Origin of the sequence: Legionella londiniensis, assembly GCF_001467825.1 — a bacterium.
GTDB classification, from domain to species: domain Bacteria; phylum Pseudomonadota; class Gammaproteobacteria; order Legionellales; family Legionellaceae; genus Legionella_A; species Legionella_A londiniensis.
The window spans coordinates 174,621-199,639 of the sequence record NZ_LNYK01000001.1; the positions used below are offsets into that span (position 1 = coordinate 174,621).

Consider the following 25,019-nt stretch of genomic DNA (forward strand, 5'->3'; position numbering starts at 1 on the left):
TGGGAGCCTGACTTAGGTTGGGTGACTGCGTACCTTTTGTATAATGGGTCAGCGAGTTACTTTCAGTGGCGAGGTTAACTGGATAAGGAAGCCGTAGAGAAATCGAGTCTGAATAGGGCGATAGTCGCTGGGAGTAGACCCGAAACCGGGCGATCTAGCCATGTCCAGGATGAAGGTTGGGTAACACCAACTGGAGGTCCGAACCGGGTAATGTTGAAAAATTATCGGATGAGGTGTGGCTAGGAGTGAAAGGCTAATCAAGCCCGGAGATAGCTGGTTCTCCCCGAAAGCTATTTAGGTAGCGCCTTGTGAGTGATTGCCAGGGGTAGAGCACTGTTTCGGCTAGGGGGCTGTCATGGCTTACCAAACCGATGCAAACTCCGAATACTGGTTAATTGGATCACGGGAGACACACGGCGGGTGCTAACGTCCGTCGTGGAGAGGGAAACAACCCAGACCGCCGGCTAAGGTCCCAAAGTTATGGTTAAGTGGGAAACGATGTGGGAAGGCATAGACAGCCAGGAGGTTGGCTTAGAAGCAGCCATCCTTTAAAGAAAGCGTAATAGCTCACTGGTCGAGTCGGCCTGCGCGGAAGATGTAACGGGGCTAAACCATACACCGAAGCTGCGGATTCACACAGAGTGTGAGTGGTAGGGGAGCGTTCTGTAGGTCTGAGAAGGTGAACTGAGAAGTTTGCTGGAGATATCGGAAGTGCGAATGCTGACATGAGTAACGATAAAGAAGGTGAAAAACCTTCTCGCCGGAAGTCTAAGGTTTCCTGCACGACGTTAATCGGAGCAGGGTGAGTCGGCCCCTAAGGCGAGGCGGAGACGCGTAGTCGATGGGAATCAGGTTAAAATTCCTGAACTTTCTATAAGTGCGAAGGGGGGACGGAGAAGGCTAGGTGAGCCAGGGGTTGGTAGTCCTGGTACAAGCATGCAGGCGGAAGGGTTAGGCAAATCCGGCCCTTTGATAACGCTGAGGTGTGATGTGGATTCGGCGATTATGCTGAAGAAGTGACTGATGCCAAGCTTCCAGGAAAAGCCTCTAAGCGACAGCTTATAGGGAACCGTACCGGAAACCGACACAGGTAGACGAGTAGAGAATACTAAGGCGCTTGAGAGAACTCGGGTGAAGGAACTAGGCAAAATGGTACCGTAACTTCGGGAGAAGGTACGCCTTTGCTGGTGAATTGCTTTACGTAATGAGCTGGCGGAGGCCGCAGAGACCAGGTGGCTGCGACTGTTTATTAAAAACACAGCACTCTGCAAATTCGTAAGAAGACGTATAGGGTGTGACGCCTGCCCGGTGCCGGAAGGTTAATTGATGGGGTTATTCTGCTTGCAGGAGAAGCTCTTGATCGAAGCCCCGGTAAACGGCGGCCGTAACTATAACGGTCCTAAGGTAGCGAAATTCCTTGTCGGGTAAGTTCCGACCTGCACGAATGGCGTAACGATGGCCACACTGTCTCCACCCGAGACTCAGTGAAATTGAAATTGCGGTGAAGATGCCGTATACCCGCGGCTAGACGGAAAGACCCCGTGAACCTTTACTACAGCTTTGCACTGGACTTTGACAATGACTGTGTAGGATAGGTGGGAGGCTAAGAAGTGCAGACGCCAGTTTGCATGGAGCCGACCTTGAAATACCACCCTGTGATTGTTGAGGTTCTAACTTGGTCCCATGAACTGGGATGAGGACAGTGTATGGTGGGTAGTTTGACTGGGGCGGTCTCCTCCCAAAGAGTAACGGAGGAGCACAAAGGTACCCTCGGTACGGTCGGACATCGTACCAAGAGTGTAAAGGCAAAAGGGTGCTTGACTGCGAGAGTGACGGCTCGAGCAGGTACGAAAGTAGGTCTTAGTGATCCGGTGGTTCTGAATGGAAGGGCCATCGCTCAACGGATAAAAGGTACTCCGGGGATAACAGGCTGATACCGCCCAAGAGTTCATATCGACGGCGGTGTTTGGCACCTCGATGTCGGCTCATCACATCCTGGGGCTGAAGCAGGTCCCAAGGGTATGGCTGTTCGCCATTTAAAGTGGTACGCGAGCTGGGTTTAGAACGTCGTGAGACAGTTCGGTCCCTATCTGCCGTGGGCGTAGGAAAATTGAGAGGAGCTGCTCCTAGTACGAGAGGACCGGAGTGGACGAACCTCTGGTGTACCGGTTGTAACGCCAGTTGCATTGCCGGGTAGCTAAGTTCGGACGGGATAACCGCTGAAAGCATCTAAGCGGGAAGCCCCCCTCAAGATGAGTTTTCCCATGAAGCCCGTTGAAGACGACGACGTTGATAGGCGAGGTGTGGAAGCGCAGTAATGTGTGAAGCTAACTCGTACTAATTGGCTGATTGTCTTGACCATATATCCTGAGTTTTTTTGGATAACGCTTGCCGTTACCTCAATCTTTACCAATGGCTTGAACTCAAGCCCAAACCAGTTTTCCTGGCGACCATAGCATCATGGAACCACCTGACCCCATCCCGAACTCAGCAGTGAAACTTGATAGCGCCGATGATAGTGTGGGGCCTCCCCATGCGAAAGTAGGTCATCGCCAGGGCTTTTTTTTGCCAGTATTGTGCTGAGTAGATTGGATAAGGTAAATAATCCATTAAAATATCATATAATGGCTTGTTGGTTGATATATAAAGAAGCTATATGAGTATAGAATGGCTTCAACAAAACGAGAATTGCTGGCATAGCTCAGCAGGTAGAGCAACTGATTTGTAATCAGTAGGTCCCGGGTTCGATTCCTGGTGCCAGCACCATCTGAATCTGCCTCATTGCTAAAGCTATTGACTTTAGAAGCTTCATGAAAGAAAATGACGTTCTTTTTGGAGGGGTTCCCGAGCGGTCAAAGGGATCAGACTGTAAATCTGACGGCACAGCCTTCGAAGGTTCGAATCCTTCCCCCTCCACCAGAATTTGATTATAGGACAAATGAGCATTGCTTCGAATGTAAGTCAATGCACATTAGAAGTATATTAAAAATCGGTAACCCTGCTAATACAGGGTTAAATTGCAGTTCGCAGCATGCGGGTGTAGTTCAATGGTAGAACCTCAGCCTTCCAAGCTGATGGTGTGGGTTCGATTCCCATCACCCGCTCCATTTTTAAATATTTTTTAGGATTTGTGCAAAGTAAAATCAAAAGATGGCCCACATAGCTCAGGCGGTAGAGCACTTCCTTGGTAAGGAAGAGGTCGCTGGTTCAAGTCCAGTTGTGGGCACCATAAGATGTTTAATTAATTCAACGGGGAGATTTTCCGATGGCAAAGGAAAAGTTTGAACGTAAGAAACCACATGTGAATGTGGGCACCATAGGGCATGTGGATCATGGTAAGACGACGCTGACGGCGGCGATAACAACGATTATGGCGAAGAAATACGGTGGCACAGCACGGGCTTATGATCAGATTGATTCTGCACCGGAAGAGCGCGAGCGCGGCATTACGATATCAACGGCGCATGTTGAATATGAATCAGCGAAGCGGCATTATGCGCACGTAGATTGCCCAGGGCATGCGGACTATGTGAAGAACATGATTACAGGTGCTGCCCAAATGGACGGGGCGATATTGGTTGTGTCAGCTGCCGATGGCCCGATGCCGCAGACCCGGGAACACATTCTGCTGTCACGCCAGGTTGGAGTTCCGTACATAGTAGTCTATTTGAATAAGGCGGACATGGTGGATGATGCTGAGCTTCTGGAGCTGGTAGAGATGGAAGTCCGCGACCTGTTGAGTTCCTATGAATTCCCTGGAGATGATATACCGATTATTGTTGGTTCAGCATTGAAGGCGCTGGAAGGGGATACAAGTGAAATAGGTGTGCCTTCAATTGAGAAATTAGTTGAAACGATGGATGATTACATACCGGAGCCTGTACGCAATATTGATAAGGATTTTCTGCTGCCGATTGAAGATGTGTTTTCCATATCAGGAAGGGGAACGGTAGTAACCGGACGCGTAGAAAGCGGCATTATCAAGGTAGGCGATGAAGTTGAGATAGTAGGGCTTCGCGATACGGTCAAGACGACTTGTACCGGTGTTGAAATGTTTCGCAAGCTTCTGGATGAAGGCCGCGCAGGAGATAACGTAGGTGTATTGTTGCGAGGCACCAAGCGTGATGAAGTGGAGCGCGGACAGGTATTGGCCAAGCCTGGTAGCATTAAGCCGCATACAAAATTCCAGGCGGAAGTATATGTTCTGTCCAAGGATGAGGGCGGCCGCCATACCCCGTTTTTTAACGGATACCGACCCCAGTTCTATTTTAGAACCACAGATGTAACAGGGACATGTGATTTGCCGGAAGGGACAGAAATGGTAATGCCAGGCGATAACGTGCAAATGACTGTAAGCCTGCATGCTCCTATCGCGATGGACGAAGGACTGCGGTTTGCAATTAGAGAGGGTGGCCGTACTGTCGGCGCAGGCGTGGTCGCTAAAATCATAGAGTAAAAAATATGAGTAATAATCAAAATATAAAAATTCGTCTGAAATCATTTGATCATCGGATGATAGATGCATCAACACGTGAAATAGTCGATACGGCCAAGAGAACTGGAGCACAAATTCGTGGGCCCATTCCTTTGCCAATGAGGAAGGAAAAATTTACTGTACTTACCTCTCCTCACGTAAACAAAGATGCGCGTGATCAGTATGAGCTAAGAACACATATGCGGTTAGTAGTGATCGTAAACCCAACTGAGAAAACGGTTGATGCTCTAATGAAGCTAGATCTGGCAGCTGGCGTAGATGTGCAAATCAGCTTAGATGATTAGTTGAAAAGAGGGCATAGGACTGAAAAAGAGGTGTTGCCATGACAATCGGTTTATTAGGCCGTAAAATCGGAATGACGCGAGTATTTACAGATGCAGGTGCTTCTGTGCCTGTAACTGTAGTAGAAGTAAAGCCAAATCGCGTTTCACAAATTAAAACTTTGCAAACAGATGGATATACTGCATTACAACTAACTGCAGGCAGTAAAAAACCAAGTCGCTTAAGCAAATCTTTAAGCGGCCATTTCGCAAAAGCCAACATTGAAGCCGGTGATATGCTATGCGAGTTTATCCTGGACGAAGGAGAGCAGTACGAGCTTGGGCAAGAAATATCACTCACGGATGTGTTTAGTAGCGGCCAGTATGTCGATGTATCCGCAATCTCTAAAGGAAAGGGCTTTGCTGGTACGGTTAAAAGACATAACTTCAGAACTCAGGATGCAACGCATGGTAACTCTCTGTCTCATCGAGTACCTGGATCTATAGGGCAAAACCAAACTCCAGGCCGAGTTTTTAAAGGGAAAAAAATGGCAGGCCAAATGGGAAATAAGCGATGCACAGTTCAATCCTTAGAGCTGGTAAGGGTTGATGGTGATAGACATTTGTTGTTAATTAAAGGTGCAATTCCCGGCGCTCCCGGAGCCAGAGTAGAAATAAAGCCTGCAATTAAGAAAAGAGAAAGGGGCTAGTCATGCAGTTGGTCACTAAAGATACAAACCTAAAAATCGAAGTGAGTGATGATATATTCGCCTATCACTATAACGAAGGCTTGGTTCATCAGGCTGTTACCACGTTTTTAAATAACGCTCGCAGTGGCAACAGCGCGCAAAAAAGCCGTTCCGAAGTCAGTGGAGGCGGGAAAAAACCATGGAATCAAAAAGGGACAGGCAGAGCTCGTGCAGGTACCATTAGAAGCCCATTATGGCGTACAGGCGGTGTTACATTCGCTTCAAAAAAACGCGATTACTCACAAAAAATTAATCGTAAAATGTACAAGAGGGCAATGAGAAGCATTCTTTCTGAAATGCAGCGCAGAGGTTCTTTGCTGGTAGTCAGCGATTTTCAGTGTTCTACTCATAAGACCAAAGATTTCATGGCCAAAATGAAAGAATTGAATCTCGAAAACGCGCTTGTCGTTTTGAATGAAGTGGGTGAACATGAGTATTTATCTTCTCGCAACTTGATCAATTATGATGTTAGTGATGTTGCCGGGTTGGATCCTGTATGTCTGCTGAAATTTAAAAACATTTTGATGACCGAAGAAGCCATCAAAAAGTTAGAGGAGCAGTTGCAATGAATTCTGAAAGAATCCTGATGACCCTGCGTGAGCCACACACGTCAGAAAAGACTACTATTTTGGCGGATAAGTTTAAACAATTTACGTTTAAAGTGTTAAAATCTGCATCCAAAAATGAGATTAAACAAGCTGTGGAACAGGTATTTAATGTAAAGGTAAAAGAAGTTTCTGTCGTTAATGTGAAAGGCAAAAATAAGCGTTTTCGACAGATGCAAGGAAAGCGTAAGGACTGGAAAAAGGCTTACGTATCCTTAATGCCTGGATTTGATATTGATTTCACAGTGACTGAGTAAGAAGGCAATTAAGATGGCACTAATAAAATCCAAACCAACATCTCCTGGAAAGCGCGGTGAAATACGTGTTCGTCACGACGTATACAAAGGTGACCCTTTTCCTGGTCTGATATCAACCGTCAAGAAAACAGGCGGAAGAAACAATCAAGGGCGAATTACGGTAAGACATATAGGCGGCGGTACAAGAGTTCAATACAGGCACATAGACTTTAAGCGTAATAAGGATGGTATTGAAGCCAGAGTTGAACGAATTGAGTATGATCCTAATCGCTCTGCTTTAATTGCATTAATTGTATATAAAGATGGCGAAAGACGATATATCATTGCACCTGCAGGTTTAGCTCTCAATGATACTGTTGTTAGTGGCGATGACGCTCCAATTAGCACAGGCAATGCCCTTCCTCTAAAAAATATACCTGTTGGAACAACAGTCCACTGTGTTGAGTTAAAGCCAGGTTGCGGAGCACAATTATTAAGAAGTGCCGGTTGCAGCGGACAGATTGTCGCCAAAGAAGGCGCTTATAGTACCTTGAAGCTAAGATCAGGGGAAATGCGAAAAGTATTGTCGGCATGCCGGGCTACTGTCGGAGAAGTCAGTAATAGCGAGCACAATTTAAGAGCTTTAGGCAAGGCAGGCGCTTCAAGGTGGAGAGGTAAAAGGCCAACCGTGAGAGGGGTCGCAATGAACCCTGTTGATCATCCGCACGGAGGTGGTGAGGGTAAGACATCTGGGGGACGGCATCCTGTAACTCCCTGGGGAATTCCTACAAAAGGTTATAAAACCAGAAGGAATAAGCGTACCAGTAAATATATTGTACGTGGTCGCAAAAATAAATAATTAGTTATGAGGAAATTAAAGTGGCACGATCTATTAGAAAAGGTCCATTTGTTGATTATCATCTGCTCGCTAAAGTAGAAGAAGCAGCGAAAGCCAAGTCTAAAAAACCTATTAAAACATGGTCAAGACGATCAACTATTATACCGGAAATGATTGATTTAACAATTGCCGTCCATAACGGTCGTGACCACGTGCCGGTGTTTATAACCGACAACATGGTTGGTCATAAATTGGGCGAATTTGCTATGACCAGAACATTTAAGGGTCATGCTGGCGATAGAAAGGCCAAAAAGTAAATAAGGAGCGAAGATGGAAGTAATAGCAAAACTTAAAAACGCACCTCTATCTGCGCAGAAAGGTAGACTTGTTGCAGATTTGATACGCAATATGGATGTATCTAATGCAGTAGAAGTGTTAAAATTTACACCTAAAAAAGGTGCTCAATTAATGCTGAAGGTATTAGAGTCAGCGATAGCGAATGCCGAAAACAATAATGGTGCTGACATTGATGAATTAAAGGTAGGTATGGTGTGCGTGGATGAAGCCATGACTCTCAAAAGAATTCGTGCGCGTGCAAAAGGTCGTGCAAACCGTATCAGCAAACGAACATGCCATATCACCATTAAAGTATCGGATGAGGAATAAAAATGGGACAAAAAGTAAACCCAATAGGCATAAGATTAGGAATTATTAAAGATTGGAATTCCAAATGGTATGCCAGCAAAAATTATGCTCAGCTATTAAACGAAGATATTAATATTCGTAAAGAACTAAAAAAGCGGCTATCTGCTGCAGCAGTGAGCAAAATTCTAATAGAGCGGCCTGCTAATAACGCTGTAGTGACAATACATAGCGCACGGCCTGGCGTGCTTATTGGTAAGAAAGGCGGCGGCATAGAATCGCTCAGATCTGAAATTTCAGAAAAGCTTGGTATTCCTGTCCATCTCAACATTGAAGAAGTTCGAAAACCAGAGCTTGATGCAACTTTGGTTGCAGAAAATATAGCACAGCAACTAGAGCAGCGCGTCATGTTTCGAAGAGCAATGAAGCGTGCAGTTACATCAGCATTGAAAGCTGGTGCTAAAGGGATCAAAATTTGTGTCAGCGGCAGGTTGGGTGGTGCTGAAATTGCCCGAAGCGAATGGTATAGAGAAGGGCGCGTACCTCTTCATACTTTTAGGGCAGATATAGATTATGGAACAGCGCAGTCAAAAACTACTTACGGCATTATCGGTGTGAAAGTTTGGATCTTCAAGGGCGAGACAGTTGCTCAAAAGACTAGAATTGCTGAAAGTAGCCAGTAAGTGAGGATTTTTTAAAATGTTACAGCCAAAACGAACAAAATACCGAAAGCAGATGAAGGGTCGAAACAGAGGTCTGGCCTTGAGAGGTTCAAAGGTCAGTTTCGGCGAATTTGGATTAAAGGCTATTGAAAGAGGCCGGCTAACAGCGCGCCAAATAGAAGCAGCACGTCGAGCAATGACTCGCCACATCAAGCGAGGCGGCAAAATATGGATTCGCGTGTTTCCCGATAAGCCAATTACGCAAAAACCACTGGAAGTGCGTCAGGGTAAAGGTAAAGGAAACGTAGAATACTGGGTTGCACAGATACAACCAGGAAAAATTTTATTTGAAATGGAAGGGGTAAGCAAAGAGTTGGCTATGGAGGCATTCAATTTGGCCAAGGCAAAACTTCCATTTAAGGTGATATTTGAAGAGCGTAAGGTGATGTGATGAACAAAGCTGATGAATTGAGAAAAAAATCTCTGGATGAGTTACAAAAAGAGCTAATCTCTTTGCGCAAAGAACAACTAAACCATCGTTTGCAAAAGGCCAGCGGCGCATTAGATAAAACGCATAAAGTAGCCGAAGTAAGAAAGTCTATTGCAAGAATTAAAACGATTATGACTGAAAAGGCAGGACATTAAGATGAAAGAAACCAATGCCAGAACCATCATTGGAAAGGTTGTCAGTGATAAGATGAATAAAACAATCGTTGTTCTAGTTGAGCGCGCAGTTAAGCATCCTAAATATGGAAAGATTATGAAGCGAAGAACAAAGCTGCATGCGCACGATGAAAATGAAGTTTGTAAGATTGGCAATATTGTAAAAATTCAAGAGACAAGGCCTATATCAAAAACAAAGGCTTGGAAGCTAATTGAAGTTATTTCTTGATAATACCTAATAGATTACTTTTATAAAACCAAACGGGCTGCTATAATCAGCAGCCTTTTTCTGGTTGAAATTAGAAAGCTGGAGAATAGAATGATACAAATGCAGACCGTGCTAGACGTTGCTGATAATAGTGGCGCGCGCAAAGTAATGTGTATCAAAGTGCTTGGCGGCTCTCATAGGCGTTATGCACGTGTTGGCGATGTGATTAAAGTGAGTGTTAAAGAAGCAATACCACGCAGCAAAGTAAAAAAAGGGGCTGTTATGAATGCAGTTGTCGTGCGAACAAGCCAAGGCGTGCGTAGAGACGATGGATCTTTGATCCGCTTTGATGGTAATGCTGCTGTACTGCTAAACAACCAATATGAGCCAATTGGTACACGAATATTTGGCCCAGTTACCCGCGAGCTTAGAGAAAAATTTATGAAAATTATTTCTCTTGCTGCAGAAGTGTTGTAAGAAGGATTGATTATGAAGCGTATAAGAAAAGACGATACTGTCATCGTAATAGCTGGAAAAAGCAAAAATCACATTGGCAAGGTGTTGCGAGTAACCGATGATCAAGTCGTTGTTGAGGGTGCCAATCTAGTTAAGAAGCATGTAAAGCCTAATCCCCAGGCAAACCAGCCTGGAGGGATTGTTGACAAAGAAGCCCCAATCCATGTTTCAAATGTGGCTTTATATAATCCGGCAACTAAGAAAGCGGATAGAGTAGGCTTCAGGTTGATTGAAAAAGATGGCAATCAATACAAGGCAAGGTATTTTAAATCTAACAATGAACTTGTAGACCTTGTTTAATTAGGTGACGAAATGGCTAGATTAAAAGAATTTTATAATAAAGAAGTAATCAATAACTTGATGACTAAGTTTAAGTATAAAAGTGTTATGCAAGTGCCGCGCATTAAAAAGATTACACTGAATATGGGTGTAGGAGAGGCAGTTGGTGACAAAAAGGTTATGAATTCAGCAATGGATGATCTGACGCGTATCTCAGGGCAAAAACCCGTTGTCACAGTTGCGAGAAAATCGATTGCTGGTTTTAAAATCCGTGAAGGGTGGCCAATCGGTTGCAAGGTAACATTGCGCGGCGATCGTATGTATGAATTTTTAGATCGTTTGATATCAGTAGCTTTGCCTCGTGTCCGTGATTTTCGTGGATTAAATCCAAAATCATTTGATGGAACAGGTAATTACAGCATGGGTTTGCATGAGCAGATTGTTTTCCCAGAAATTGATTTTGATAAAATTGATACAATACGTGGGCTAGATATCTGTATTACTACAAGCGCTAAGACTGACGAAGAAGCAAAAGCATTGCTGGAAGCTTTTAATTTTCCATTAAAAGATCGCGACAAAAAATAGAAGGGTAATAAAGTGGCTAAAAAATCAATGATTGCAAGAGGAACCAAGAAAGAACATTTGGTTAACAAGTACCGCAACCGCAGAGCTGAGCTAAAGAATATCATCAAGTCGTCAACTAATTATGATGAAATCATGGAAGCACAAGCCAAGCTGGCAAAATTACCATTGAATTCTAATCCTGTACGCCATACTACGCGCTGCAAACAATGTGGAAGGCCACATGCAGTTTACCGAAAGTTTCAATTGTGCAGAATTTGTTTGCGGCAACAATTAATGAATGGCAATGTGACCGGCGGTAGAAAATCCAGCTGGTAATTGATTAATTATTTGGAGAATAACAGTGAGTATGCATGATCCTATTGCTGATATGCTGACCAGAATTAGAAATGGCCAGCAAGCTGGTCATCAGCAAGTTACGCTCAGCTCATCTAATTTGAAAGAAGCTATTGCAAGCGTATTAAAAGATGAAGGTTATATCAGTGACTATCAGATAAAGTCATCAAGCAACAACATAAAAGAAATCACAATCCAGCTTAAGTATTATAAAGGCAGGCCGGTTATCGGGCACATCAAGCGTATAAGCAAACCTGGGTTGAGGATTTATAAGGCTGCTAAAGAACTCACCCCAGTGCCAGGGTTTGGAATTGCCATTTTGTCGACTTCTAAGGGAGTGATGACACATGTTATGGCCAAAAATCAAGGCATTGGTGGGGAAGTTATCTGTGAAGTGGCGTAGTAATAAAGAGGATTAATATGTCTAGAGTAGCTAAAGCTCCGGTTCTTTTACCCAGCAATGTAGATTTCTCTTTAGAGAAAGGGGTGTTCACGATAAAAGGACCAAAGGGCAAATTGACTGAGCATCATAATCGCCTGGTGCAAATCACGCAATCAGGAGACGTGAACAAGCAGTTGCATTTTAAGCCCAAGAATGATACTCAGGAAGGATGGGCGCAGGCAGGAACAGCCCGAGCACTGGTGCGCAATATGATTCAAGGCGTTACCGAAGGATTTCAAAAAACTTTAGAACTCGTTGGCGTAGGTTATCGAGCCCAGAGTAAAGGCAAGAGCATAACCTTATCACTGGGGTATTCACACCCAATTGAATATAACCTGCCGGAAGGAGTCACGGCCGAAACTCCCAGCGCAACTTCAATTGTTTTAAAAAGCATGGATAAGCAACTTTTAGGCCAGGTTGCATCAGAAATAAGGGCTTTCCGCGAGCCAGAGCCGTATAAGGGCAAGGGTGTAAAATATGCTGGCGAGGTTATAGCCCGTAAAGAAGCGAAAAAGAAATAAGGTGTTGAACATGAATAAATATATTGCTCGAAGCAGGCGAGGAGCAAAAGCTAAAGCTATTATTCGAAAATCAGGCTTGCCAAGAATGGTTGTATATAGAAGCTCTAAGCATATATATGCACAAATCGTTACTGCAGGAGAACAAGGTGATGTGGTGGTTGCATCCTGTTCAACGTTGGACAAAGATTTGCGAACTAAAGTTGAAGGCAGCAAAACTGAACAAGCAATGCAAGTTGGCAAGAGCTTGGCAGAGCGTGCAAAAGCTAAGAATATCAGCCAGGTTGCTTTTGACCGATCTGGATACCTCTATCATGGTCGCGTTAAAGCCATAGCAGATGGTGCGCGAGAAGCTGGCTTGGAATTTTAAGGAACAGATATGGCATTAGATGAATCTACAAAAAATGATGGTTACCAGGAAAAGCTTGTTTCTGTAACCAGAACCGCCAAAGTAGTAAAAGGTGGGCGAGTATTTGGTTTTGCCGTACTTGTTGTCATTGGCGATGGTAAAGGTAAGGTCGGATATGGGCGGGGCAAAGCCCGTGAAGTGCCAATTGCCATACAAAAAGCAATGGATCAGGCAAGAAAAAATATGGTTTATGTCCCATTGGCTGGAAATACCATACATCATGAGATTACATATAACTATGGTGCCTCAAAAGTATTCATGAAGCCTGCCAGTGAGGGAACAGGTATTATTGCTGGTGGAGCAATGAGAGCTGTTCTTGAGGTTTTAGGCGTCCAAAATATTTTGGCAAAAAGCATTGGGTCAACAAACCCGAGTAATATTGTGCGAGCTACCATTGGTGCGCTGACCAGCATTGGCACACCTGATTATGTCGCGGCTAAACGCGGTAAAACAGTAGCAGAGATTACGGCAGGTTGATATGAGTAAAATATGTATAAAATTGGTTAAAAGCCTAATCGGACGGCAACCAAAGCACATTGCAATAGCAAAACAGTTAGGCCTTAAAAAAGTGAATTCTGAAGTCACTCATAATGATGTACCAGAAATTCGAGGTTTAGTTAATCAAATACAGTATATGGTTAGAGTTGAGGAGAAATCAGAATGAATTTAAATAATTTATCTCCTGACGATGGATCACGTGCTGCTCGAAGAAGAGTCGGAAGAGGCATTGGTTCTGGATTAGGTAAAACAAGCGGAAGAGGTCATAAAGGCCAAAAATCAAGAGCAGGCGGATATCATAAGATTAATTTTGAAGGCGGTCAGATGCCTATTCAAAGACGTTTGCCTAAATTTGGTTTTAAATCCCGTGTCAGCAAGACTGTAGACGAAGTAGGCCTGGGTGAGCTTGTAAAGTTGGACAAAGAGATAATTACGCTGGAAACCTTAAAAGATGCAGGTCTAATTAGAAAATCAATTTGCAGCGTTAAAGTAATCCTATCCGGCGATATTGATAAGCCATTAAAGCTGAAGGGGTTACGTGTAACCAAAGGTGCGCGCGAATTGATTCAGAAGTTAGGCGGAAGCATAGAAGAGTGACAATGAATAGTCAGAAACATGTCGGCGGATCCCCTTTCGGTGGATTAAGCGAGCTTAAGTCAAGGCTGCTGTTTGTGGTGCTTGGTATTTTAGTATATCGATTAGGGGCGCATATACCTGTTCCAGGTTTGGATCCGCAAAAATTAGCCAATTTTTTTAGTGAGCAACAGAACACCATATTTGGCTTATTTAATATGTTTTCTGGAGGAGCATTATCGCGGGTAACCGTATTTGCAATCGGGATTATGCCCTATATTTCAGCATCAATTATGATACAACTCTTTTCTGTTGTTCTTCCTTCGCTTGAGCAGCTGAAAAAAGAAGGTGAATCTGGAAGGCGAAAATTAAATCAGTACACGCGTTATTTAACGTTAGTTCTTGCCATTTTTCAGTCACTGGGCATGGCTAGATGGCTGGCTGGTCAGCAAATAGCACTGCAGCCTGATTTATTTTTCTATTTTACGGCCGTAGTCACGCTAGTGACAGGTACGATGTTTCTCATGTGGCTAGGGGAACAAATTACTGAAAAAGGTGTTGGCAATGGGATATCCCTCATCATTTTCTCAGGAATCGTATCCAGTATGCCTGGAGCTATTGCATCAGTTTTGCAACAAGTCAGAGAAGGACAGATGCAAGCGTTAACGCTCATTGCGATTGCCGTAATAGTTATCGTTGTTACCGGGTTTGTTGTTTTTATGGAGCGAGCTCAGAGAAGGATCAGGGTCAATTATGCCCAGCGTACGCATGGTCGGAAGGTTTATGCGGCCCAAACAAGCCATTTGCCATTGAAAATTAATATGTCAGGTGTTATACCGCCAATATTTGCTTCAAGCATTATCCTATTGCCGGCCACTTTAGCACAGTTCTTTGGCAGGGGTAGAGGAATGGATTGGTTGGCTGATATTGGGTTGGCGCTTTCGCCTGGACAACCGCTGTACTTAATAGTGTATGCTGGTGCAATTATATTTTTTGCTTTTTTCTATACTGCGTTGGTGTTTAATCCAAAGGATACGGCGGATAATTTGAAAAAATCTGGTGCTTACATACCTGGAATACGCCCTGGAGATCAAACAGCGCGATATATTGATCAAGTTATGACTCGTTTAACCTTGGTTGGTGCAATCTATTTAGTTTTAGTTTGCTTGCTGCCGCAAATTTTGATGTACACCTGGCATGTACCTTTTTATTTCGGTGGAACTTCATTGCTGATTATTGTTGTAGTCATTATGGATTTTGTTGCTCAAGTACAAGCACATCTTATGACTAAGCAATATGATTCACTAATGAAAAAAGCTAACCTAAAAGGAACAAGGCTGCCAGGATTGTTATGAATTTGTATCGGAGTTAATCATGAAAGTTAGAGCATCAGTGAAAAGAATTTGCCGTAATTGCAAAATCCTTAAGCGTGGTGGCACACTTAGAGTAATCTGCAAAGACGCAAGGCACAAACAACGTCAAGGTTAAGTTTTATACTTGATCTTAAATTCTGAAACTAGTATTCTTCTGTCCTTTTCGACAGAGCAAATAAGATCGGAGATATTAATGGCTCGCATTGCAGGAGTTAACATACCGGACCACAAACATGTGGTTATTGCATTAACATCGATCTATGGCATTGGAAAGACTACTTCAAAAAAACTTTGCCAAAAAGTAGGTGTTAATCCAGAAACCAAAGTATCGCAGCTAAGCGAAGAAGAATTGGATCTTTTTAGAAACGAAATATCCAAATTGACTACTGAAGGAGACTTGCGCCGGGTGGTCAGCATGAATATTAAGCGTTTAATGGATTTGGGATGCTACCGTGGGCTCCGGCATAGAAGAGGGTTGCCTCTTAGAGGGCAACGAACAAAAACAAATGCCCGAACGCGCAAAGGTCGCCGTAAAGCAAGCGTGGTTTGAATTTAATTTAGGTAAATTGATATGGCAAATTCTAAGGCTAAACAACAAAAGACAAGAAAAAAGGTAAAGCGTGTAGTTACAGATGGTTGTGTTCATGTCCAGGCTTCGTTTAACAATACCATAGTTACGTTTACCGATCGGCAAGGCAATGCCTTGTGTTGGGCTACCGCCGGCGGATCTGGATTCCGCGGGTCAAGAAAAAGTACTCCATTCGCAGCCCAGGTTGCTGCTGAGCGAGCATCTCAGATGGCTAAGGAGTATGGTATGAAATCAGTTGCTGTATTTGTGCATGGACCTGGGCCGGGTCGTGAATCTACTATCAGAGAACTAATTTCACAAGATTTTAAAATTGTCGAGATAACCGATGTGACGGGCATCCCCCACAATGGTTGCAAGCCACCTAAAAAACGTCGCGTTTAAATCTCAGAGGAGTATTCAATGGCTAGATATCTTGGTCCAAAGTGCAAGTTGTCACGTAGAGAAGGGACCGATTTATTACTAAAAAGTGGTGTAAGAGATCACAAATCAAAATGCAAGGCTGAAAAATTGCCAGGACAGCATGGCGATAAGCGTCCAAGATTAAGTGATCATGGCATACAAATGCGTGAAAAACAGAAGATCAAGCGATTGTATGGCATAGTAGAAAAGCAATTTCATAATTATTACAAGCTCGCCGGGCGCCAAAAGGGTTCAACTGGTGAAAACTTGATGATTCTGCTGGAAAGAAGGCTTGATAATGTGGTTTACCGTATGGGATTCGCAAGCACTCGGGCTGAGGCAAGGCAATTGGTCTCACACAAAGCTATTATGGTCAATGACCGTGTGGTGAATATCCCATCTTATCTGGTTAAGCCAGGAGATGTCGTATCTATAAGACAAAGAGCAATGAAACAGGGTCGAATCCAGGCAGCACTTGCGCTTTCTGAACAACGCGCGCCTTGTGATTGGATTAGCGTGGATGCAGCATCTTTCAAAGGTACTTTCTCTACCGTACCGAAGCTTGATGATCTGCCCCCAGATTTTAACGTAAACTTAGTGATTGAGTTTTACTCTAAGTAAAATCGGAGATAATGCCGAATGTATACCGATATTAGTGAAATGCTGACACCTAAGGCTCTTAAAGTACACTCTGAGTCTCCAAATCATTCACGAATTGTTTTGGAGCCTTTGGAGCGTGGTTTTGGTCATACGTTAGGAAATGCTCTACGACGAATATTAATTTCTTCCATGCCTGGAAGTGCAATTACTGAAGTCACAATTGATAATGTGCTGCATGAGTATAGTACAATAGAAGGGGTTCAAGAGGATGTGGTCAATATCCTGTTGAATCTTAAGGAAGTGGCGGTCAAGTTGACTGCTGGAAATGAAGCGACATTGAAACTCAATAAGCAAGGGCCTTGCAAGGTAACCGCTGGTGATATCGAGTTAACTCACGGTGTCGAAATACTCAATCCAGATTTTGTTATCGCAAACCTCAATGAGCATGGCAAACTTTCCATGACTTTGAAAGTTGAGAAAGGCATTGGGTTTCGTTCTACAGATACTTTTATACGCAATTTTGACGAGGAAGCAGAAAGCAAGTCAGTAGGAAAATTAAGGATTGACAGCTCATTTTCGCCAGTACGTAAGGTTGCTTATTTTGTTGATAACGCCCGGGTTGAAAATCGAACCGACTTAGATAAGCTAACGATTGATCTGCAGACCAATGGGACAATTGAACCTGAAGAAGCAATCCGCATTTCAGCAAATATCCTGCAGAGACAGTTGCATGCTTTTGTTGATATTAAGTTTGAGGAAAAAGGGCAAGATAAAAGTGAAGCAAATGAGTTTGATCCCATTTTGCTAAGGCCGGTGGACGACCTTGAATTAACGGTCCGTTCTGCAAATTGCCTTAAAGCAGAAAATATCAATTATATTGGTGATCTGGTACAAAAGACGGAAAATGAATTGCTCAAAACACCCAATCTTGGCAAGAAATCATTAACTGAGATTAAAGATGTACTTGCATCGCGTTCCCTATCACTAGGAATGAAATTAGAAAATTGGCCACCAGAGAATCTTGGCGAATAATTTTTAGGAGTTTTAGCTATGCGTCACCGAAACAGTGGTCGTAATTTAAGTAGAACCAGCAGTCACAGAAAAGCCATGTTTTCAAATATGTGCTGTTCGCTGATTGAGCATGAGTTAATTAAGACAACCTTGCCAAAAGCCAAAGAATTACGACGATATATTGAACCATTAATTACAATTAGCAAAGAAGATAGTGTATCAACTCGCAGACAAGCCTTTAATAAGCTTCGCTCAAAGAGTGCAGTAGGCAAGTTGTTTAACACCTTGGGACCTCGTTACAATGAAAGGCCGGGTGGATATGTGCGCGTCTTAAAATGCGGTTTTAGGGCTGGAGACAACGCACCAATGGCCATTGTTGAACTTGTTGACAGGCCGGCAGAGGAAAAAGAAGCCGAGTAATTATATATCTAGAAAAAAGCCAGAATTTATTCTGGCTTTTTTTTTTATTTTAGTGATGCGTTGAAACAGAGCCTACTAACCATAAAGCCTAATTGGCTTGATATGTGACTTGAACGCATGCTGTTAAGTGCAACTTAGGGATGGCGCCTTTAACGGTGCGAATGTGCTTTTTGAAATTTAATTTATTTTACCTCGGCTTGATTAATTAAAATGGAATGTCATCATCAAGATCATTAAATTGAGTTGAGTTACCTTCATGAGCAGGCTTGCTGCCTGAGGCTGGTTGTGAAGAGCCAAGTTCGTTGTCTTGATAGGCCGGACTCTGTCCTTTGCCGTCAAGCAGTTGAATATCTGACGCCACAATTTCGGTCGTGTACCTATCCTGACCTTGCTGATCTTGCCATTTTCTTGTGCGTAAACTTCCTTCTATATAGAGCTTTGAACCTTTACGGACATATTCTCCCGCGATTTCACCAAGGCGATTAAAGCATACTACGCGATGCCACTCGGTTCGTTCCTGCTTTTCGCCAGTTTGTTTGTCTTTCCAGGTTTCGCTTGTAGCAATAGACAAAGTTGAAACAGCAGCGCCATTTGGCATGTACCGTACCTCAGGGTCAGCACCTGCGTTCCCAATCAAAATAACTTTATTGATTCCCCGCGCCATACCTTAATCTCCAATTCATAACATGCTTTGGCTGATTATAGCCAATCTCATCTGAAATTCGTAGGTATAATATCAGTTATCTTCAGAATCAGCGTAAGCTTTTTAAGTACCGCTCAGCGCTGCCTGGTTGATAAAGCGCATGATCTACCTGCAGATAAATCAACTTTTCTTCTTGAGAACTGTCGATACGGATTATCCCTGGCAAATTCTTAAGTCCAGTCAGCAAAGCCTTATTTGGCATTCCTAATGGATCTGGATAATGAATAAGTAAGGTAGAGCGATAAATGGTTAACTTCATAAAGCAGGCTATTATCAGCCACATGCATGCCAGCAGACTATTGACAAGCAAGACTGCGCTCAAACCCGCATAATGATAAAGCAGGCCTGCTGCTGACCCTCCCGCAAAGATGCCTAAAAACTGACAACTTGAATATATCCCAAGGGCTGTTCCTTTAACATGGGGCTGTGCCTGCTTAGACACCAAAGAAGGCAAACTTGCTTCAAGATAATTGAAACAAATAAAGTAAATAAAGGCAGTAATGAAAATTGCCGTCAGTGATTGATGACCAAAAGCCAATGCAAGCTGAGAAACAGCAGTTACCACGATAGAACTGATGAAGATGCGTTTTGTCTGGCGCTTCCTTTCGGCCAAAACAATAAGTGGCAACATGATAAAAAACGAGATTATCATGACAGGCACATAAAAATGCCAGGATTGAGCAAGGTTGCCCTGTTTCATTTGAGCATGCAGCAGGATTGGTAAAACATAAAAAGTAGCAGTCAGGATAAAATGTTGGCAGAAAATGCTAAAATCCAGGCGCAATAAGTCCTCGTCTTTTACAACTGTTTTAAATAAAACGGGATTTGCTTCTGTATCAGGATGAAATGGTTCCCGCTTGGGGGTTGGTATGCACCCATATAACAGCGCTATCCCTGTTATGCCTAAAAATCCGCTAAGATAAAATATGCCGCTTAACCCAAAACGGTGGGCAAGCAGCGGGCTTAAAACCATTGAGAAGATAAACGATAAGCCGATTGTGGCTCCTATGGCAGCCATGGCTTTGGTTCTTGCCTCATCCGGAGTTAAATCAGCCAGCAGGGCAATTAAAACGCTGCCGACAGCCCCCATGCCTTGCAGGATTCGCGCTAAAATCATGCCATAGATAGATTGGGTGACAGCGCCCCAGAGACTGCCCGCAATAAATAAAATAAGACCCCCTGCAATAACAGGTTTCCTGCCTAAGCGGTCAGAAAGCATGCCAAATGGAATTTGCAATAAGCCCTGGCTTAAACCGTAGCTTCCAAGGGCTATGCCGATTAAAGCAGGGGATGCTGAGTGCAGATGGTTTGCATATACCGTAAATACCGGGATTAACATAAAAAGTCCCAGCATGCGAAAAGAAAAGAGCAAAGCAATGGGTGCTACGGTTTTTAACCAAATTTGTTTCATAGGAGCCTGGCGGATGATTTAAATTCGTGTGCAGATGGTACAAAGTTCGTGTTCCAGAGACAAGCTTGATGGTGAACTGGATGCGGGAAGCAAGGCCGAAACACGTGGCGCTTGATAAAATAAATTCTTTCTGGTGCGGCTAAAGTTGCAGTGAATCGTACAAATTCTCCCGGTAAAATTGACAGGCTCCTTTAATCCGAGTAATTTAGTTCATTTTTAATCCAGAGGAAAAGGCGATGGGTACGGCATTAACTGGCAAGGTGGCATTAATCACTGGCGGCGCCCGCGGTATAGGCAGGGCTACTGCCTTGAAACTGGCTCAGGAGGGTTGCGATATTGCCCTTGTATATTTTAACAGTTCAGATTCAGCAAGCGAGCTGGCAGAACACATCAAACAAATGGGAAGGCATGCTGTAGCAATACAGGCTAATGTAGCTGATCATCAGTCTGTTAGGGAATTATTCGATGATTTTAAAGAACACTTTTCCAAACTCGATTTTTTAGTGAGTAATGCTGCAAGCGGCGTATTAAAGCCGGCAATGAAGATGACAACCAAACACTGGCGCTGGTGTATGGAAACCAATGCCTTGGCATTAAATCATTTAGTCAGCGAAGCGCGTTCCTTGATGCCCGCCGGAAGCCGGGTTTTAGCATTGTCAAGCCTTGGTGCGCAGCGTGCTATTCCGAATTATGCATTTATCGGGGCATCCAAGGCAGCCCTTGAGGCATTGGTTCGCTCGTTGAGCCTTGAGCTTGCCCCAATGGGTATTAGTGTAAATACCGTGTCTGCAGGCGTTGTTGATACAGATGCTTTGAAACATTTCCCCAATCGCGAGCAATTGCTGGACGAATACCAGGCCCATGCACTGGCAAAACGGCCGCTGATGCCAGAAGATGTGGCAAACGCTATCTATCTTTTATGCCTCCCGGAAGCAGAAATGATTAAAGGTCATACATTATATGTGGATGCAGGGTATAGCGTGGTTGGTTAGTGGGGCGCAAAATCGCAGTGAAATTTTTTTTGTGAATAATTTAATCAATCCCCCAACGTTTCTGATGGTTGTAAATTAAAAACTTATGATATACTTTGCCATTTGAACGGTATTTGAGCACGAGGTTTAACATGAATGTAGAAAGCGTATATCCCAAAGTACGGGAAATTATAGCAGATGTATTGGTCATTGATGAAAGCGATATTTCTCTAGAAAGCCGTTTGATCGCTGATTTAGGTGCTGAATCAATTGATTTTCTGGATCTTGTTTTCCAGCTTGAAAAAGAATTTGATATTAAAATTCCTCGTGGCCAACTTGAGAAGAATGCAAGAGGCGATCTCCCTGAAGATGAATTTGAAAAAGGGGGGGTATTAACTGCAAAAGGGATGAGCGCATTGAAAAATTACTTAAGCGAAGTACCGGAGGCATATTTTAAACCCAATTTAAAGGTCAATGAAATTCCTGCCTTGTTTACTGTTGAAACCTTTTGCAAGTTGATTGTAGCTGCCGTTAAAGAACAAAAAGCTTGTGAAACAGTAGCCTGATGCGGTTTTTATTCGTCGATAGAATTTTACAGTTATCTCCGACCATAGCGCGGGGTATTAAGCATGTCACGCGTGAGGATTATTATCTTTGCGCGGATGATGATGGCCGTCCTTGTTTTATTCCTTCTCTTATTGGAGAAACCCTCGGCCAATTGGCTGCCTGGCATGTAATGGCAAGTCAAGAATTCTCCTGCCGGCCGGTTGCAGGAGTAGTTTCCAGCGCCTGTTTGTATCGGCCGGCTTATATAGGGGAAACAATCCAGCTCGAAGCTGCTATTGATGCAGTGGATGATGCAGTTGTCCGTTATCACGGTACGGCAAGCATAGGCCAAGAGATCATATTCCGTATTGACAGCGCTTTGGGGCCTTTGTTGCCCATGAATGAGTTTATTGATAAAGAGGCTGTACGCCAACAGTTTAATGAAATTAATCGCCCAGCCGATTGGCCTTTGGCTCAATCACTTTTTGAACAGGGCAGCGGCGTTGTGGCGAATGAAGGTTTGCATTTAATACAAATGCAATTTGATCACATCTTGCATTGCGAACCTCATGTTTCTATCCGTGCAGAGAAGCGTGTTACCCGGGCGGCTGCTTATTTTCCGGATCATTTCCCAAAGAAACCGGTTTTACCTTTGACTGTTTTATTAGAGTGTAAATTAAACCTGGCACGAGAATTTCTTGCCCGCTCGGGGCTTGCCGGCAGATATGTTGTTCGCGAAATGCGTCGGATTAAAATGAGCGGGTTTGTGCATCCGGGTGATGTTTTGCAGTGTGAAATGACAGTAAAAAGCCAAAGCGAACAAGAGATGGTTTTAAATTATCATACTGAAATCAACAGAAAGAGGGTTTGCATATTGGATGTGGTTTTAGTTCTAAAGGGTGGATCACATGAGTAAGAGGCGGGTTGCGATTACGGGCCTTGGCGTCGTTTCGCCACTGGGAAATGATGTCTCTACAACCTGGAGCAATTTGATGCAAGGAAAGTCCGGCATTGCGGCAATCAGCCATTTTGATGCCTCTTCTTTCCCGACCTCTATTGCTGCTGAAGTGAAGAATTTTTCGCCCTCTTTCCCCACTTCTGGCAAGCATCAGCGTTTTGCGATGTCCTTTACCCGGTATGCTTTGGATGCAGCACACCAAGCATTATCTGACGCAGCTATCCGGCCAGGGAAAAACACTGCTTCCCGATGGGGAGTGGTTGTGGGCAGCGGCATGATGACTGCTGAATTTGAGTATTTGAACCGTTTTCAGGCTACTTGTGCAGCAAACGGTAACCCAGATTGGGCGCAACTTGAGCATGAGGCGCGCAATTTTTACAAATTGATTGATTTTGGTAAAACAACATCGAACTCCGGTTTGTCGTTATTGATTCAGGAGTTTGGCATCAAGGGATATGCCAGCTCTGTTCATACAGCCTGCGCATCAGGCGGCCAGGCTTTGGGTCTCGCCATGCAGGTGATTCGCCGGGGTGAAGCGGATTATATGCTGGCAGGCGGATTTGACTCCATGATTAATCCTTTGGGTTTATCAAGTTTTTGTCTTCTAGGGGCATTGTCGAATTACAATGATGCTCCCGTCACTGCGAGCAGGCCATTTGATGCCACGCGCAACGGATTCGTACTGGGAGAAGGAGCCGCCTTCCTGATTTTGGAAGCATGGGAAAAAGCGGTGGCTCGCGGCGCCCGAATTTATGCTGAATTGGCAGGGGAAGGTAACTCCCTAAGTTCTTACCGGATTACTGATTCGCACCCAAATGGGGATGGCGCGATTCAGGCTATTTTACAGGCTTTGCGTGATGCGGGTGTTAAGCCCGACGATGTCGATTACATCAATGCTCACGGAACATCTACCAAAATGAATGATTTAAGTGAAACCAACGCCATTAAGGCGGTTTTTGGCGAGCGTGCTCATCAATTGCCGGTCAGTTCTACCAAAAGCCAAACAGGGCATCTCATTGCTGCTGCCGGCGCCCTGGAGGCTGTTTTATCTGTGCTTGCCATCCGGCATGCAAAAATCCCTAAAACGGCCAACTTAACTCAACGTGATCCAGAATGTGATTTAGATTACGTCACCGACGGTCCCAGAGAAAAAGCACTGGGAGTAGTACTTTCCAATTCTTTTGGATTTGGCGGCTCAAATAGTTGCCTTTTATTTAAGCACCCAGCTTTCCATGAGGTCTACGCATGAGCAGCACAAAGCGGGTATTTATCACAGGACTTGGCGCCTTAACAGCTTCAGGCACCACAGATGCGAAAAACTGGGCAAGTATTTTAGGCGGAGTTCAGAATATAGATGAAATTCAAAGCTGGGATATTGCTTCATGGTCTCATCGGCTGGGTGGCGAACTCAAAGAATTTCAACCGGCAAAATTCCTGCCTGATCGTAAATTGATGAAAGTTATTTCCCGGCAGGATGTATTGGGAATCAATGCTGCCATGCAGGCAATTGAGAGCAGCCAGCTACAGGGCTACCGCGACTCTCTTGATAATTCTGAAGAATTTAATGATAAAACTGCGGTTTTTGTCGGCTCGCCGGGTAACAAATATTATCAACAATATGATTTCTTGCCTTTGCTGGCCAAGACAAAAGGCGATATGCGACATTTTGCCAAACAATTGTTTGCCGAAGTGCATCCAATGTGGCTGTTGCGGATTCTGCCGAACAATGTGCTTGCCTATACGGGCATTACCTATGGCTTCAAGGGAGTCAATCATAATGTGACCAACCATGCTGCAGGCGGCATGCAGGCTTTGATTGAAGCTTATCATGCCATTAAAACCGGGCAGGCCGAGAGAGCTGTGGTTGTGGCGTATGATACTGGAACGGAACCGCAGGCCTTGTTTTATTACAACAGGCTTGGCGTTATCAGTTCCCGCCATTTAAAGCCCTTTGATGCGGAGCATGACGGCACAATACTTGGTGAAGGAGCAGCAGCGATAGTGATCGAAAGTGAAACGAGCGTAAATGCGCGCGAGGCGGTTTGTTATGCAGAGTTACTGGAAGGCGCATCAACTACAGAGGCTGCCGGCTTGTTCTCTATCGAAGAAGACGGCTCGCATTTAGCTGCCTTGCTGGCTCATGTTTTATATAAAAACGGCATTCAGCCAGAAGAAGTAGGATTGCTGGTCGCGCACGGCAACGGCAACAAAAAATCGGATGTGAGCGAAGCAATTGCCATCTCATCAGTTTTTGGTCAAGCATCAGTTCCTGTGACGGCTTATAAGTGGTCTATGGGGCATACTTTATGTGCCTCGGGAATCCTGGATACCGTATTGGCGGTACACGCGTTGCGCGATGGCTGTGTCCCGGGGATTCCAAATTTAGTACAGCCTGCTCCTGAATGTGCGCAATTGAATATCAGTCACAACCACCGCAGCATGGAAAGCGGCAAGAAACATGCTTTGGTGATTAATCGCGGTTTTGCAAGCATGAATGCCTGTTTGTTGCTGAAAGCCTGTACTTGAG

The 25,019-nt window shown here is 44.1% G+C and carries 36 protein-coding genes, 4 tRNA genes and 2 rRNA genes (1 of these 42 only partly in view); 40 read left to right on the forward strand and 2 right to left on the reverse strand.

Features of this window, described 5'->3' with window-relative positions; translation table 11 throughout:
* The 35 genes from Llon_RS00805 to rplQ all read left to right on the forward strand — a co-directional run.
* Positions 1-2,362, forward strand: a 23S ribosomal RNA gene (locus Llon_RS00805) (it extends 534 nt beyond the left edge of the window).
* An 80-nt stretch (positions 2,363-2,442) separates the two neighbouring features.
* Positions 2,443-2,558: ribosomal RNA gene (gene rrf / locus Llon_RS00810) — 5S ribosomal RNA — on the forward strand.
* Between the two features lie 132 nt (positions 2,559-2,690).
* Positions 2,691-2,766, forward strand: a tRNA-Thr gene (locus Llon_RS00815).
* A gap of 68 nt (positions 2,767-2,834) precedes the next feature.
* Positions 2,835-2,919 (forward strand) — tRNA-Tyr (locus Llon_RS00820).
* 114 nt (positions 2,920-3,033) lie between these two features.
* Positions 3,034-3,107, forward strand: a tRNA-Gly gene (locus Llon_RS00825).
* A gap of 46 nt (positions 3,108-3,153) precedes the next feature.
* Positions 3,154-3,229: transfer RNA gene (locus Llon_RS00830), tRNA-Thr, on the forward strand.
* Between the two features lie 36 nt (positions 3,230-3,265).
* Positions 3,266-4,456, forward strand: a complete 1,191-nt coding sequence (gene tuf / locus Llon_RS00835) for an elongation factor Tu (protein ID WP_058528170.1) — start codon at positions 3,266-3,268, stop codon at positions 4,454-4,456.
* 5 nt (positions 4,457-4,461) lie between these two features.
* Entirely contained in the window at positions 4,462-4,779 is a 318-nt protein-coding gene (gene rpsJ / locus Llon_RS00840; RefSeq protein ID WP_058528171.1) for a 30S ribosomal protein S10, read from the forward strand.
* A gap of 38 nt (positions 4,780-4,817) precedes the next feature.
* Positions 4,818-5,465, forward strand: a complete 648-nt coding sequence (rplC, locus tag Llon_RS00845; RefSeq protein ID WP_058528172.1) for a 50S ribosomal protein L3 — start codon at positions 4,818-4,820, stop codon at positions 5,463-5,465.
* 2 nt (positions 5,466-5,467) lie between these two features.
* Complete coding sequence (gene rplD, locus Llon_RS00850; RefSeq protein ID WP_058528173.1) at positions 5,468-6,073, forward strand: 50S ribosomal protein L4; 606 nt, start codon at positions 5,468-5,470, stop codon at positions 6,071-6,073.
* Positions 6,070-6,366 carry a 50S ribosomal protein L23 gene (gene rplW / locus Llon_RS00855; protein ID WP_058528174.1) on the forward strand — a complete coding sequence of 99 codons (297 nt, stop codon included), beginning with the start codon at positions 6,070-6,072 and terminating at the stop codon, positions 6,364-6,366. The genes rplD and rplW overlap by 4 nt, the downstream gene beginning before the upstream one ends.
* 13 nt (positions 6,367-6,379) lie before the next feature.
* Positions 6,380-7,204: a 50S ribosomal protein L2 gene (gene rplB / locus Llon_RS00860; protein ID WP_058528175.1), complete on the forward strand. Its 825-nt coding sequence runs from the start codon at positions 6,380-6,382 to the stop codon at positions 7,202-7,204.
* A gap of 20 nt (positions 7,205-7,224) precedes the next feature.
* A complete protein-coding gene (gene rpsS / locus Llon_RS00865) occupies positions 7,225-7,500 on the forward strand; it encodes a 30S ribosomal protein S19 (RefSeq protein ID WP_058528176.1) in 276 nt (91 codons plus the stop codon).
* A 13-nt stretch (positions 7,501-7,513) separates the two neighbouring features.
* Complete coding sequence (gene rplV, locus Llon_RS00870; RefSeq protein ID WP_058528177.1) at positions 7,514-7,849, forward strand: 50S ribosomal protein L22; 336 nt, start codon at positions 7,514-7,516, stop codon at positions 7,847-7,849.
* A 2-nt stretch (positions 7,850-7,851) separates the two neighbouring features.
* Positions 7,852-8,508 carry a 30S ribosomal protein S3 gene (gene rpsC, locus Llon_RS00875; RefSeq protein ID WP_058528178.1) on the forward strand — a complete coding sequence of 219 codons (657 nt, stop codon included), beginning with the start codon at positions 7,852-7,854 and terminating at the stop codon, positions 8,506-8,508.
* 16 nt (positions 8,509-8,524) lie between these two features.
* Positions 8,525-8,938 (forward strand): 50S ribosomal protein L16, encoded by a 414-nt coding sequence (gene rplP, locus Llon_RS00880; protein ID WP_058528179.1) that lies wholly within the window; start codon positions 8,525-8,527, stop codon positions 8,936-8,938.
* Positions 8,938-9,132, forward strand: a complete 195-nt coding sequence (rpmC, locus tag Llon_RS00885; protein WP_058528180.1) for a 50S ribosomal protein L29 — start codon at positions 8,938-8,940, stop codon at positions 9,130-9,132. Before rplP ends, rpmC begins: the two co-directional genes overlap by 1 nt.
* Before the next feature lies 1 nt (position 9,133).
* A complete protein-coding gene (rpsQ, locus tag Llon_RS00890; protein ID WP_058528181.1) occupies positions 9,134-9,379 on the forward strand; it encodes a 30S ribosomal protein S17 in 246 nt (81 codons plus the stop codon).
* Between the two features lie 90 nt (positions 9,380-9,469).
* Positions 9,470-9,835, forward strand: a complete 366-nt coding sequence (gene rplN / locus Llon_RS00895) for a 50S ribosomal protein L14 (protein WP_058528182.1) — start codon at positions 9,470-9,472, stop codon at positions 9,833-9,835.
* 12 nt (positions 9,836-9,847) lie between these two features.
* Positions 9,848-10,174, forward strand: a complete 327-nt coding sequence (gene rplX, locus Llon_RS00900) for a 50S ribosomal protein L24 (protein ID WP_058528183.1) — start codon at positions 9,848-9,850, stop codon at positions 10,172-10,174.
* A 12-nt stretch (positions 10,175-10,186) separates the two neighbouring features.
* Positions 10,187-10,738 (forward strand): 50S ribosomal protein L5, encoded by a 552-nt coding sequence (rplE, locus tag Llon_RS00905; protein ID WP_058528184.1) that lies wholly within the window; start codon positions 10,187-10,189, stop codon positions 10,736-10,738.
* Between the two features lie 12 nt (positions 10,739-10,750).
* The gene (rpsN, locus tag Llon_RS00910; RefSeq protein WP_058528185.1) at positions 10,751-11,053 is read left to right on the forward strand and encodes a 30S ribosomal protein S14; all 303 of its coding nucleotides are present in this window, start codon (positions 10,751-10,753) and stop codon (positions 11,051-11,053) included.
* Between the two features lie 31 nt (positions 11,054-11,084).
* Positions 11,085-11,474 carry a 30S ribosomal protein S8 gene (gene rpsH / locus Llon_RS00915; RefSeq protein WP_115336896.1) on the forward strand — a complete coding sequence of 130 codons (390 nt, stop codon included), beginning with the start codon at positions 11,085-11,087 and terminating at the stop codon, positions 11,472-11,474.
* Positions 11,475-11,491: 17 nt separating this feature from the next.
* Positions 11,492-12,034, forward strand: a complete 543-nt coding sequence (gene rplF / locus Llon_RS00920; protein ID WP_058528187.1) for a 50S ribosomal protein L6 — start codon at positions 11,492-11,494, stop codon at positions 12,032-12,034.
* 10 nt (positions 12,035-12,044) lie between these two features.
* On the forward strand, positions 12,045-12,401 hold the full coding sequence (rplR, locus tag Llon_RS00925) for a 50S ribosomal protein L18 (RefSeq protein ID WP_058528188.1): 357 nt from the start codon (positions 12,045-12,047) through the stop codon (positions 12,399-12,401).
* 9 nt (positions 12,402-12,410) lie between these two features.
* Positions 12,411-12,917 (forward strand): 30S ribosomal protein S5, encoded by a 507-nt coding sequence (gene rpsE / locus Llon_RS00930; protein ID WP_058528189.1) that lies wholly within the window; start codon positions 12,411-12,413, stop codon positions 12,915-12,917.
* Position 12,918: 1 nt separating this feature from the next.
* Entirely contained in the window at positions 12,919-13,104 is a 186-nt protein-coding gene (gene rpmD, locus Llon_RS00935) for a 50S ribosomal protein L30 (RefSeq protein ID WP_058528190.1), read from the forward strand.
* The gene (gene rplO / locus Llon_RS00940; protein WP_058528191.1) at positions 13,101-13,535 is read left to right on the forward strand and encodes a 50S ribosomal protein L15; all 435 of its coding nucleotides are present in this window, start codon (positions 13,101-13,103) and stop codon (positions 13,533-13,535) included. The genes rpmD and rplO overlap by 4 nt, the downstream gene beginning before the upstream one ends.
* A gap of 2 nt (positions 13,536-13,537) precedes the next feature.
* Positions 13,538-14,866, forward strand: a complete 1,329-nt coding sequence (gene secY / locus Llon_RS00945) for a preprotein translocase subunit SecY (RefSeq protein ID WP_058528192.1) — start codon at positions 13,538-13,540, stop codon at positions 14,864-14,866.
* A 19-nt stretch (positions 14,867-14,885) separates the two neighbouring features.
* A complete protein-coding gene (gene rpmJ, locus Llon_RS11205; RefSeq protein WP_083503224.1) occupies positions 14,886-14,999 on the forward strand; it encodes a 50S ribosomal protein L36 in 114 nt (37 codons plus the stop codon).
* A 78-nt stretch (positions 15,000-15,077) separates the two neighbouring features.
* The gene (gene rpsM / locus Llon_RS00950) at positions 15,078-15,434 is read left to right on the forward strand and encodes a 30S ribosomal protein S13 (RefSeq protein ID WP_058528193.1); all 357 of its coding nucleotides are present in this window, start codon (positions 15,078-15,080) and stop codon (positions 15,432-15,434) included.
* 21 nt (positions 15,435-15,455) lie between these two features.
* Positions 15,456-15,854, forward strand: coding sequence for a 30S ribosomal protein S11 (rpsK, locus tag Llon_RS00955; RefSeq protein WP_058528194.1), 399 nt, complete (start codon positions 15,456-15,458; stop codon positions 15,852-15,854).
* Between the two features lie 18 nt (positions 15,855-15,872).
* Complete coding sequence (rpsD, locus tag Llon_RS00960) at positions 15,873-16,493, forward strand: 30S ribosomal protein S4 (protein ID WP_058528195.1); 621 nt, start codon at positions 15,873-15,875, stop codon at positions 16,491-16,493.
* 18 nt (positions 16,494-16,511) lie between these two features.
* The gene (locus tag Llon_RS00965; RefSeq protein ID WP_058528196.1) at positions 16,512-17,504 is read left to right on the forward strand and encodes a DNA-directed RNA polymerase subunit alpha; all 993 of its coding nucleotides are present in this window, start codon (positions 16,512-16,514) and stop codon (positions 17,502-17,504) included.
* Between the two features lie 18 nt (positions 17,505-17,522).
* Positions 17,523-17,903 (forward strand): 50S ribosomal protein L17, encoded by a 381-nt coding sequence (gene rplQ, locus Llon_RS00970; RefSeq protein WP_058528197.1) that lies wholly within the window; start codon positions 17,523-17,525, stop codon positions 17,901-17,903.
* 205 nt (positions 17,904-18,108) lie between these two features.
* On the opposite strand, the gene ssb is transcribed toward rplQ, so the two are convergent.
* Together ssb and Llon_RS00980 are read right to left on the reverse strand one after the other, a co-directional pair.
* The gene (ssb, locus tag Llon_RS00975) at positions 18,109-18,567 is read right to left on the reverse strand and encodes a single-stranded DNA-binding protein (RefSeq protein ID WP_058528198.1); all 459 of its coding nucleotides are present in this window, start codon (positions 18,565-18,567) and stop codon (positions 18,109-18,111) included.
* A gap of 88 nt (positions 18,568-18,655) precedes the next feature.
* Entirely contained in the window at positions 18,656-20,017 is a 1,362-nt protein-coding gene (locus Llon_RS00980; protein ID WP_058528199.1) for an MFS transporter, read from the reverse strand.
* Positions 20,018-20,253: 236 nt separating this feature from the next.
* Between Llon_RS00980 and fabL the strand changes: the two genes are divergently transcribed.
* The 5 genes from fabL (at position 20,254) to Llon_RS01005 (ending at position 25,018) form a co-directional block, all read left to right on the forward strand.
* Positions 20,254-21,009, forward strand: coding sequence for an enoyl-[acyl-carrier-protein] reductase FabL (gene fabL / locus Llon_RS00985; RefSeq protein WP_058528200.1), 756 nt, complete (start codon positions 20,254-20,256; stop codon positions 21,007-21,009).
* 131 nt (positions 21,010-21,140) lie between these two features.
* On the forward strand, positions 21,141-21,554 hold the full coding sequence (locus Llon_RS00990) for an acyl carrier protein (RefSeq protein WP_058528201.1): 414 nt from the start codon (positions 21,141-21,143) through the stop codon (positions 21,552-21,554).
* Positions 21,554-22,450 carry an ApeI family dehydratase gene (locus Llon_RS00995; protein ID WP_058528202.1) on the forward strand — a complete coding sequence of 299 codons (897 nt, stop codon included), beginning with the start codon at positions 21,554-21,556 and terminating at the stop codon, positions 22,448-22,450. Before Llon_RS00990 ends, Llon_RS00995 begins: the two co-directional genes overlap by 1 nt.
* Positions 22,443-23,741 (forward strand): beta-ketoacyl-[acyl-carrier-protein] synthase family protein, encoded by a 1,299-nt coding sequence (locus Llon_RS01000; RefSeq protein WP_058528203.1) that lies wholly within the window; start codon positions 22,443-22,445, stop codon positions 23,739-23,741. The genes Llon_RS00995 and Llon_RS01000 overlap by 8 nt, the downstream gene beginning before the upstream one ends.
* A complete protein-coding gene (locus Llon_RS01005) occupies positions 23,738-25,018 on the forward strand; it encodes a beta-ketoacyl-[acyl-carrier-protein] synthase family protein (protein ID WP_058528204.1) in 1,281 nt (426 codons plus the stop codon). Before Llon_RS01000 ends, Llon_RS01005 begins: the two co-directional genes overlap by 4 nt.
* Position 25,019: the final 1 nt, after the last annotated feature.

Excerpts from the sequence above, each read along its gene's own strand:
- tuf (WP_058528170.1), top strand. The coding sequence starts at position 3,266 with ATGGCAAAGGAAAAGTTTGAACGTAAGAAACCACATGTGAATGTGGGC.
- rpsJ (WP_058528171.1), top strand. The coding sequence starts at position 4,462 with ATGAGTAATAATCAAAATATAAAAATTCGTCTGAAATCATTTGATCAT.
- rplC (WP_058528172.1), top strand. The coding sequence starts at position 4,818 with ATGACAATCGGTTTATTAGGCCGTAAAATCGGAATGACGCGAGTATTT.
- rplD (WP_058528173.1), top strand. The coding sequence starts at position 5,468 with ATGCAGTTGGTCACTAAAGATACAAACCTAAAAATCGAAGTGAGTGAT.
- rplW (WP_058528174.1), top strand. The coding sequence starts at position 6,070 with ATGAATTCTGAAAGAATCCTGATGACCCTGCGTGAGCCACACACGTCA.
- rplB (WP_058528175.1), top strand. The coding sequence starts at position 6,380 with ATGGCACTAATAAAATCCAAACCAACATCTCCTGGAAAGCGCGGTGAA.
- rplV (WP_058528177.1), top strand. The coding sequence starts at position 7,514 with ATGGAAGTAATAGCAAAACTTAAAAACGCACCTCTATCTGCGCAGAAA.
- rpsC (WP_058528178.1), top strand. The coding sequence starts at position 7,852 with ATGGGACAAAAAGTAAACCCAATAGGCATAAGATTAGGAATTATTAAA.
- rplP (WP_058528179.1), top strand. The coding sequence starts at position 8,525 with ATGTTACAGCCAAAACGAACAAAATACCGAAAGCAGATGAAGGGTCGA.
- rpmC (WP_058528180.1), top strand. The coding sequence starts at position 8,938 with ATGAACAAAGCTGATGAATTGAGAAAAAAATCTCTGGATGAGTTACAA.
- rpsQ (WP_058528181.1), top strand. The coding sequence starts at position 9,134 with ATGAAAGAAACCAATGCCAGAACCATCATTGGAAAGGTTGTCAGTGAT.
- rplN (WP_058528182.1), top strand. The coding sequence starts at position 9,470 with ATGATACAAATGCAGACCGTGCTAGACGTTGCTGATAATAGTGGCGCG.
- rplX (WP_058528183.1), top strand. The coding sequence starts at position 9,848 with ATGAAGCGTATAAGAAAAGACGATACTGTCATCGTAATAGCTGGAAAA.
- rplE (WP_058528184.1), top strand. The coding sequence starts at position 10,187 with ATGGCTAGATTAAAAGAATTTTATAATAAAGAAGTAATCAATAACTTG.
- rpsH (WP_115336896.1), top strand. The coding sequence starts at position 11,085 with ATGCATGATCCTATTGCTGATATGCTGACCAGAATTAGAAATGGCCAG.
- rplF (WP_058528187.1), top strand. The coding sequence starts at position 11,492 with ATGTCTAGAGTAGCTAAAGCTCCGGTTCTTTTACCCAGCAATGTAGAT.
- rplR (WP_058528188.1), top strand. The coding sequence starts at position 12,045 with ATGAATAAATATATTGCTCGAAGCAGGCGAGGAGCAAAAGCTAAAGCT.
- rpsE (WP_058528189.1), top strand. The coding sequence starts at position 12,411 with ATGGCATTAGATGAATCTACAAAAAATGATGGTTACCAGGAAAAGCTT.
- rpmD (WP_058528190.1), top strand. The coding sequence starts at position 12,919 with ATGAGTAAAATATGTATAAAATTGGTTAAAAGCCTAATCGGACGGCAA.
- rplO (WP_058528191.1), top strand. The coding sequence starts at position 13,101 with ATGAATTTAAATAATTTATCTCCTGACGATGGATCACGTGCTGCTCGA.
- secY (WP_058528192.1), top strand. The coding sequence starts at position 13,538 with ATGAATAGTCAGAAACATGTCGGCGGATCCCCTTTCGGTGGATTAAGC.
- rpmJ (WP_083503224.1), top strand. The coding sequence starts at position 14,886 with ATGAAAGTTAGAGCATCAGTGAAAAGAATTTGCCGTAATTGCAAAATC.
- rpsM (WP_058528193.1), top strand. The coding sequence starts at position 15,078 with ATGGCTCGCATTGCAGGAGTTAACATACCGGACCACAAACATGTGGTT.
- rpsK (WP_058528194.1), top strand. The coding sequence starts at position 15,456 with ATGGCAAATTCTAAGGCTAAACAACAAAAGACAAGAAAAAAGGTAAAG.
- rpsD (WP_058528195.1), top strand. The coding sequence starts at position 15,873 with ATGGCTAGATATCTTGGTCCAAAGTGCAAGTTGTCACGTAGAGAAGGG.
- Llon_RS00965 (WP_058528196.1), top strand. The coding sequence starts at position 16,512 with ATGTATACCGATATTAGTGAAATGCTGACACCTAAGGCTCTTAAAGTA.
- rplQ (WP_058528197.1), top strand. The coding sequence starts at position 17,523 with ATGCGTCACCGAAACAGTGGTCGTAATTTAAGTAGAACCAGCAGTCAC.
- ssb (WP_058528198.1), bottom strand. The coding sequence starts at position 18,567 with ATGGCGCGGGGAATCAATAAAGTTATTTTGATTGGGAACGCAGGTGCT.
- Llon_RS00980 (WP_058528199.1), bottom strand. The coding sequence starts at position 20,017 with ATGAAACAAATTTGGTTAAAAACCGTAGCACCCATTGCTTTGCTCTTT.
- fabL (WP_058528200.1), top strand. The coding sequence starts at position 20,254 with ATGGGTACGGCATTAACTGGCAAGGTGGCATTAATCACTGGCGGCGCC.
- Llon_RS00990 (WP_058528201.1), top strand. The coding sequence starts at position 21,141 with ATGAATGTAGAAAGCGTATATCCCAAAGTACGGGAAATTATAGCAGAT.
- Llon_RS00995 (WP_058528202.1), top strand. The coding sequence starts at position 21,554 with ATGCGGTTTTTATTCGTCGATAGAATTTTACAGTTATCTCCGACCATA.
- Llon_RS01000 (WP_058528203.1), top strand. The coding sequence starts at position 22,443 with ATGAGTAAGAGGCGGGTTGCGATTACGGGCCTTGGCGTCGTTTCGCCA.
- Llon_RS01005 (WP_058528204.1), top strand. The coding sequence starts at position 23,738 with ATGAGCAGCACAAAGCGGGTATTTATCACAGGACTTGGCGCCTTAACA.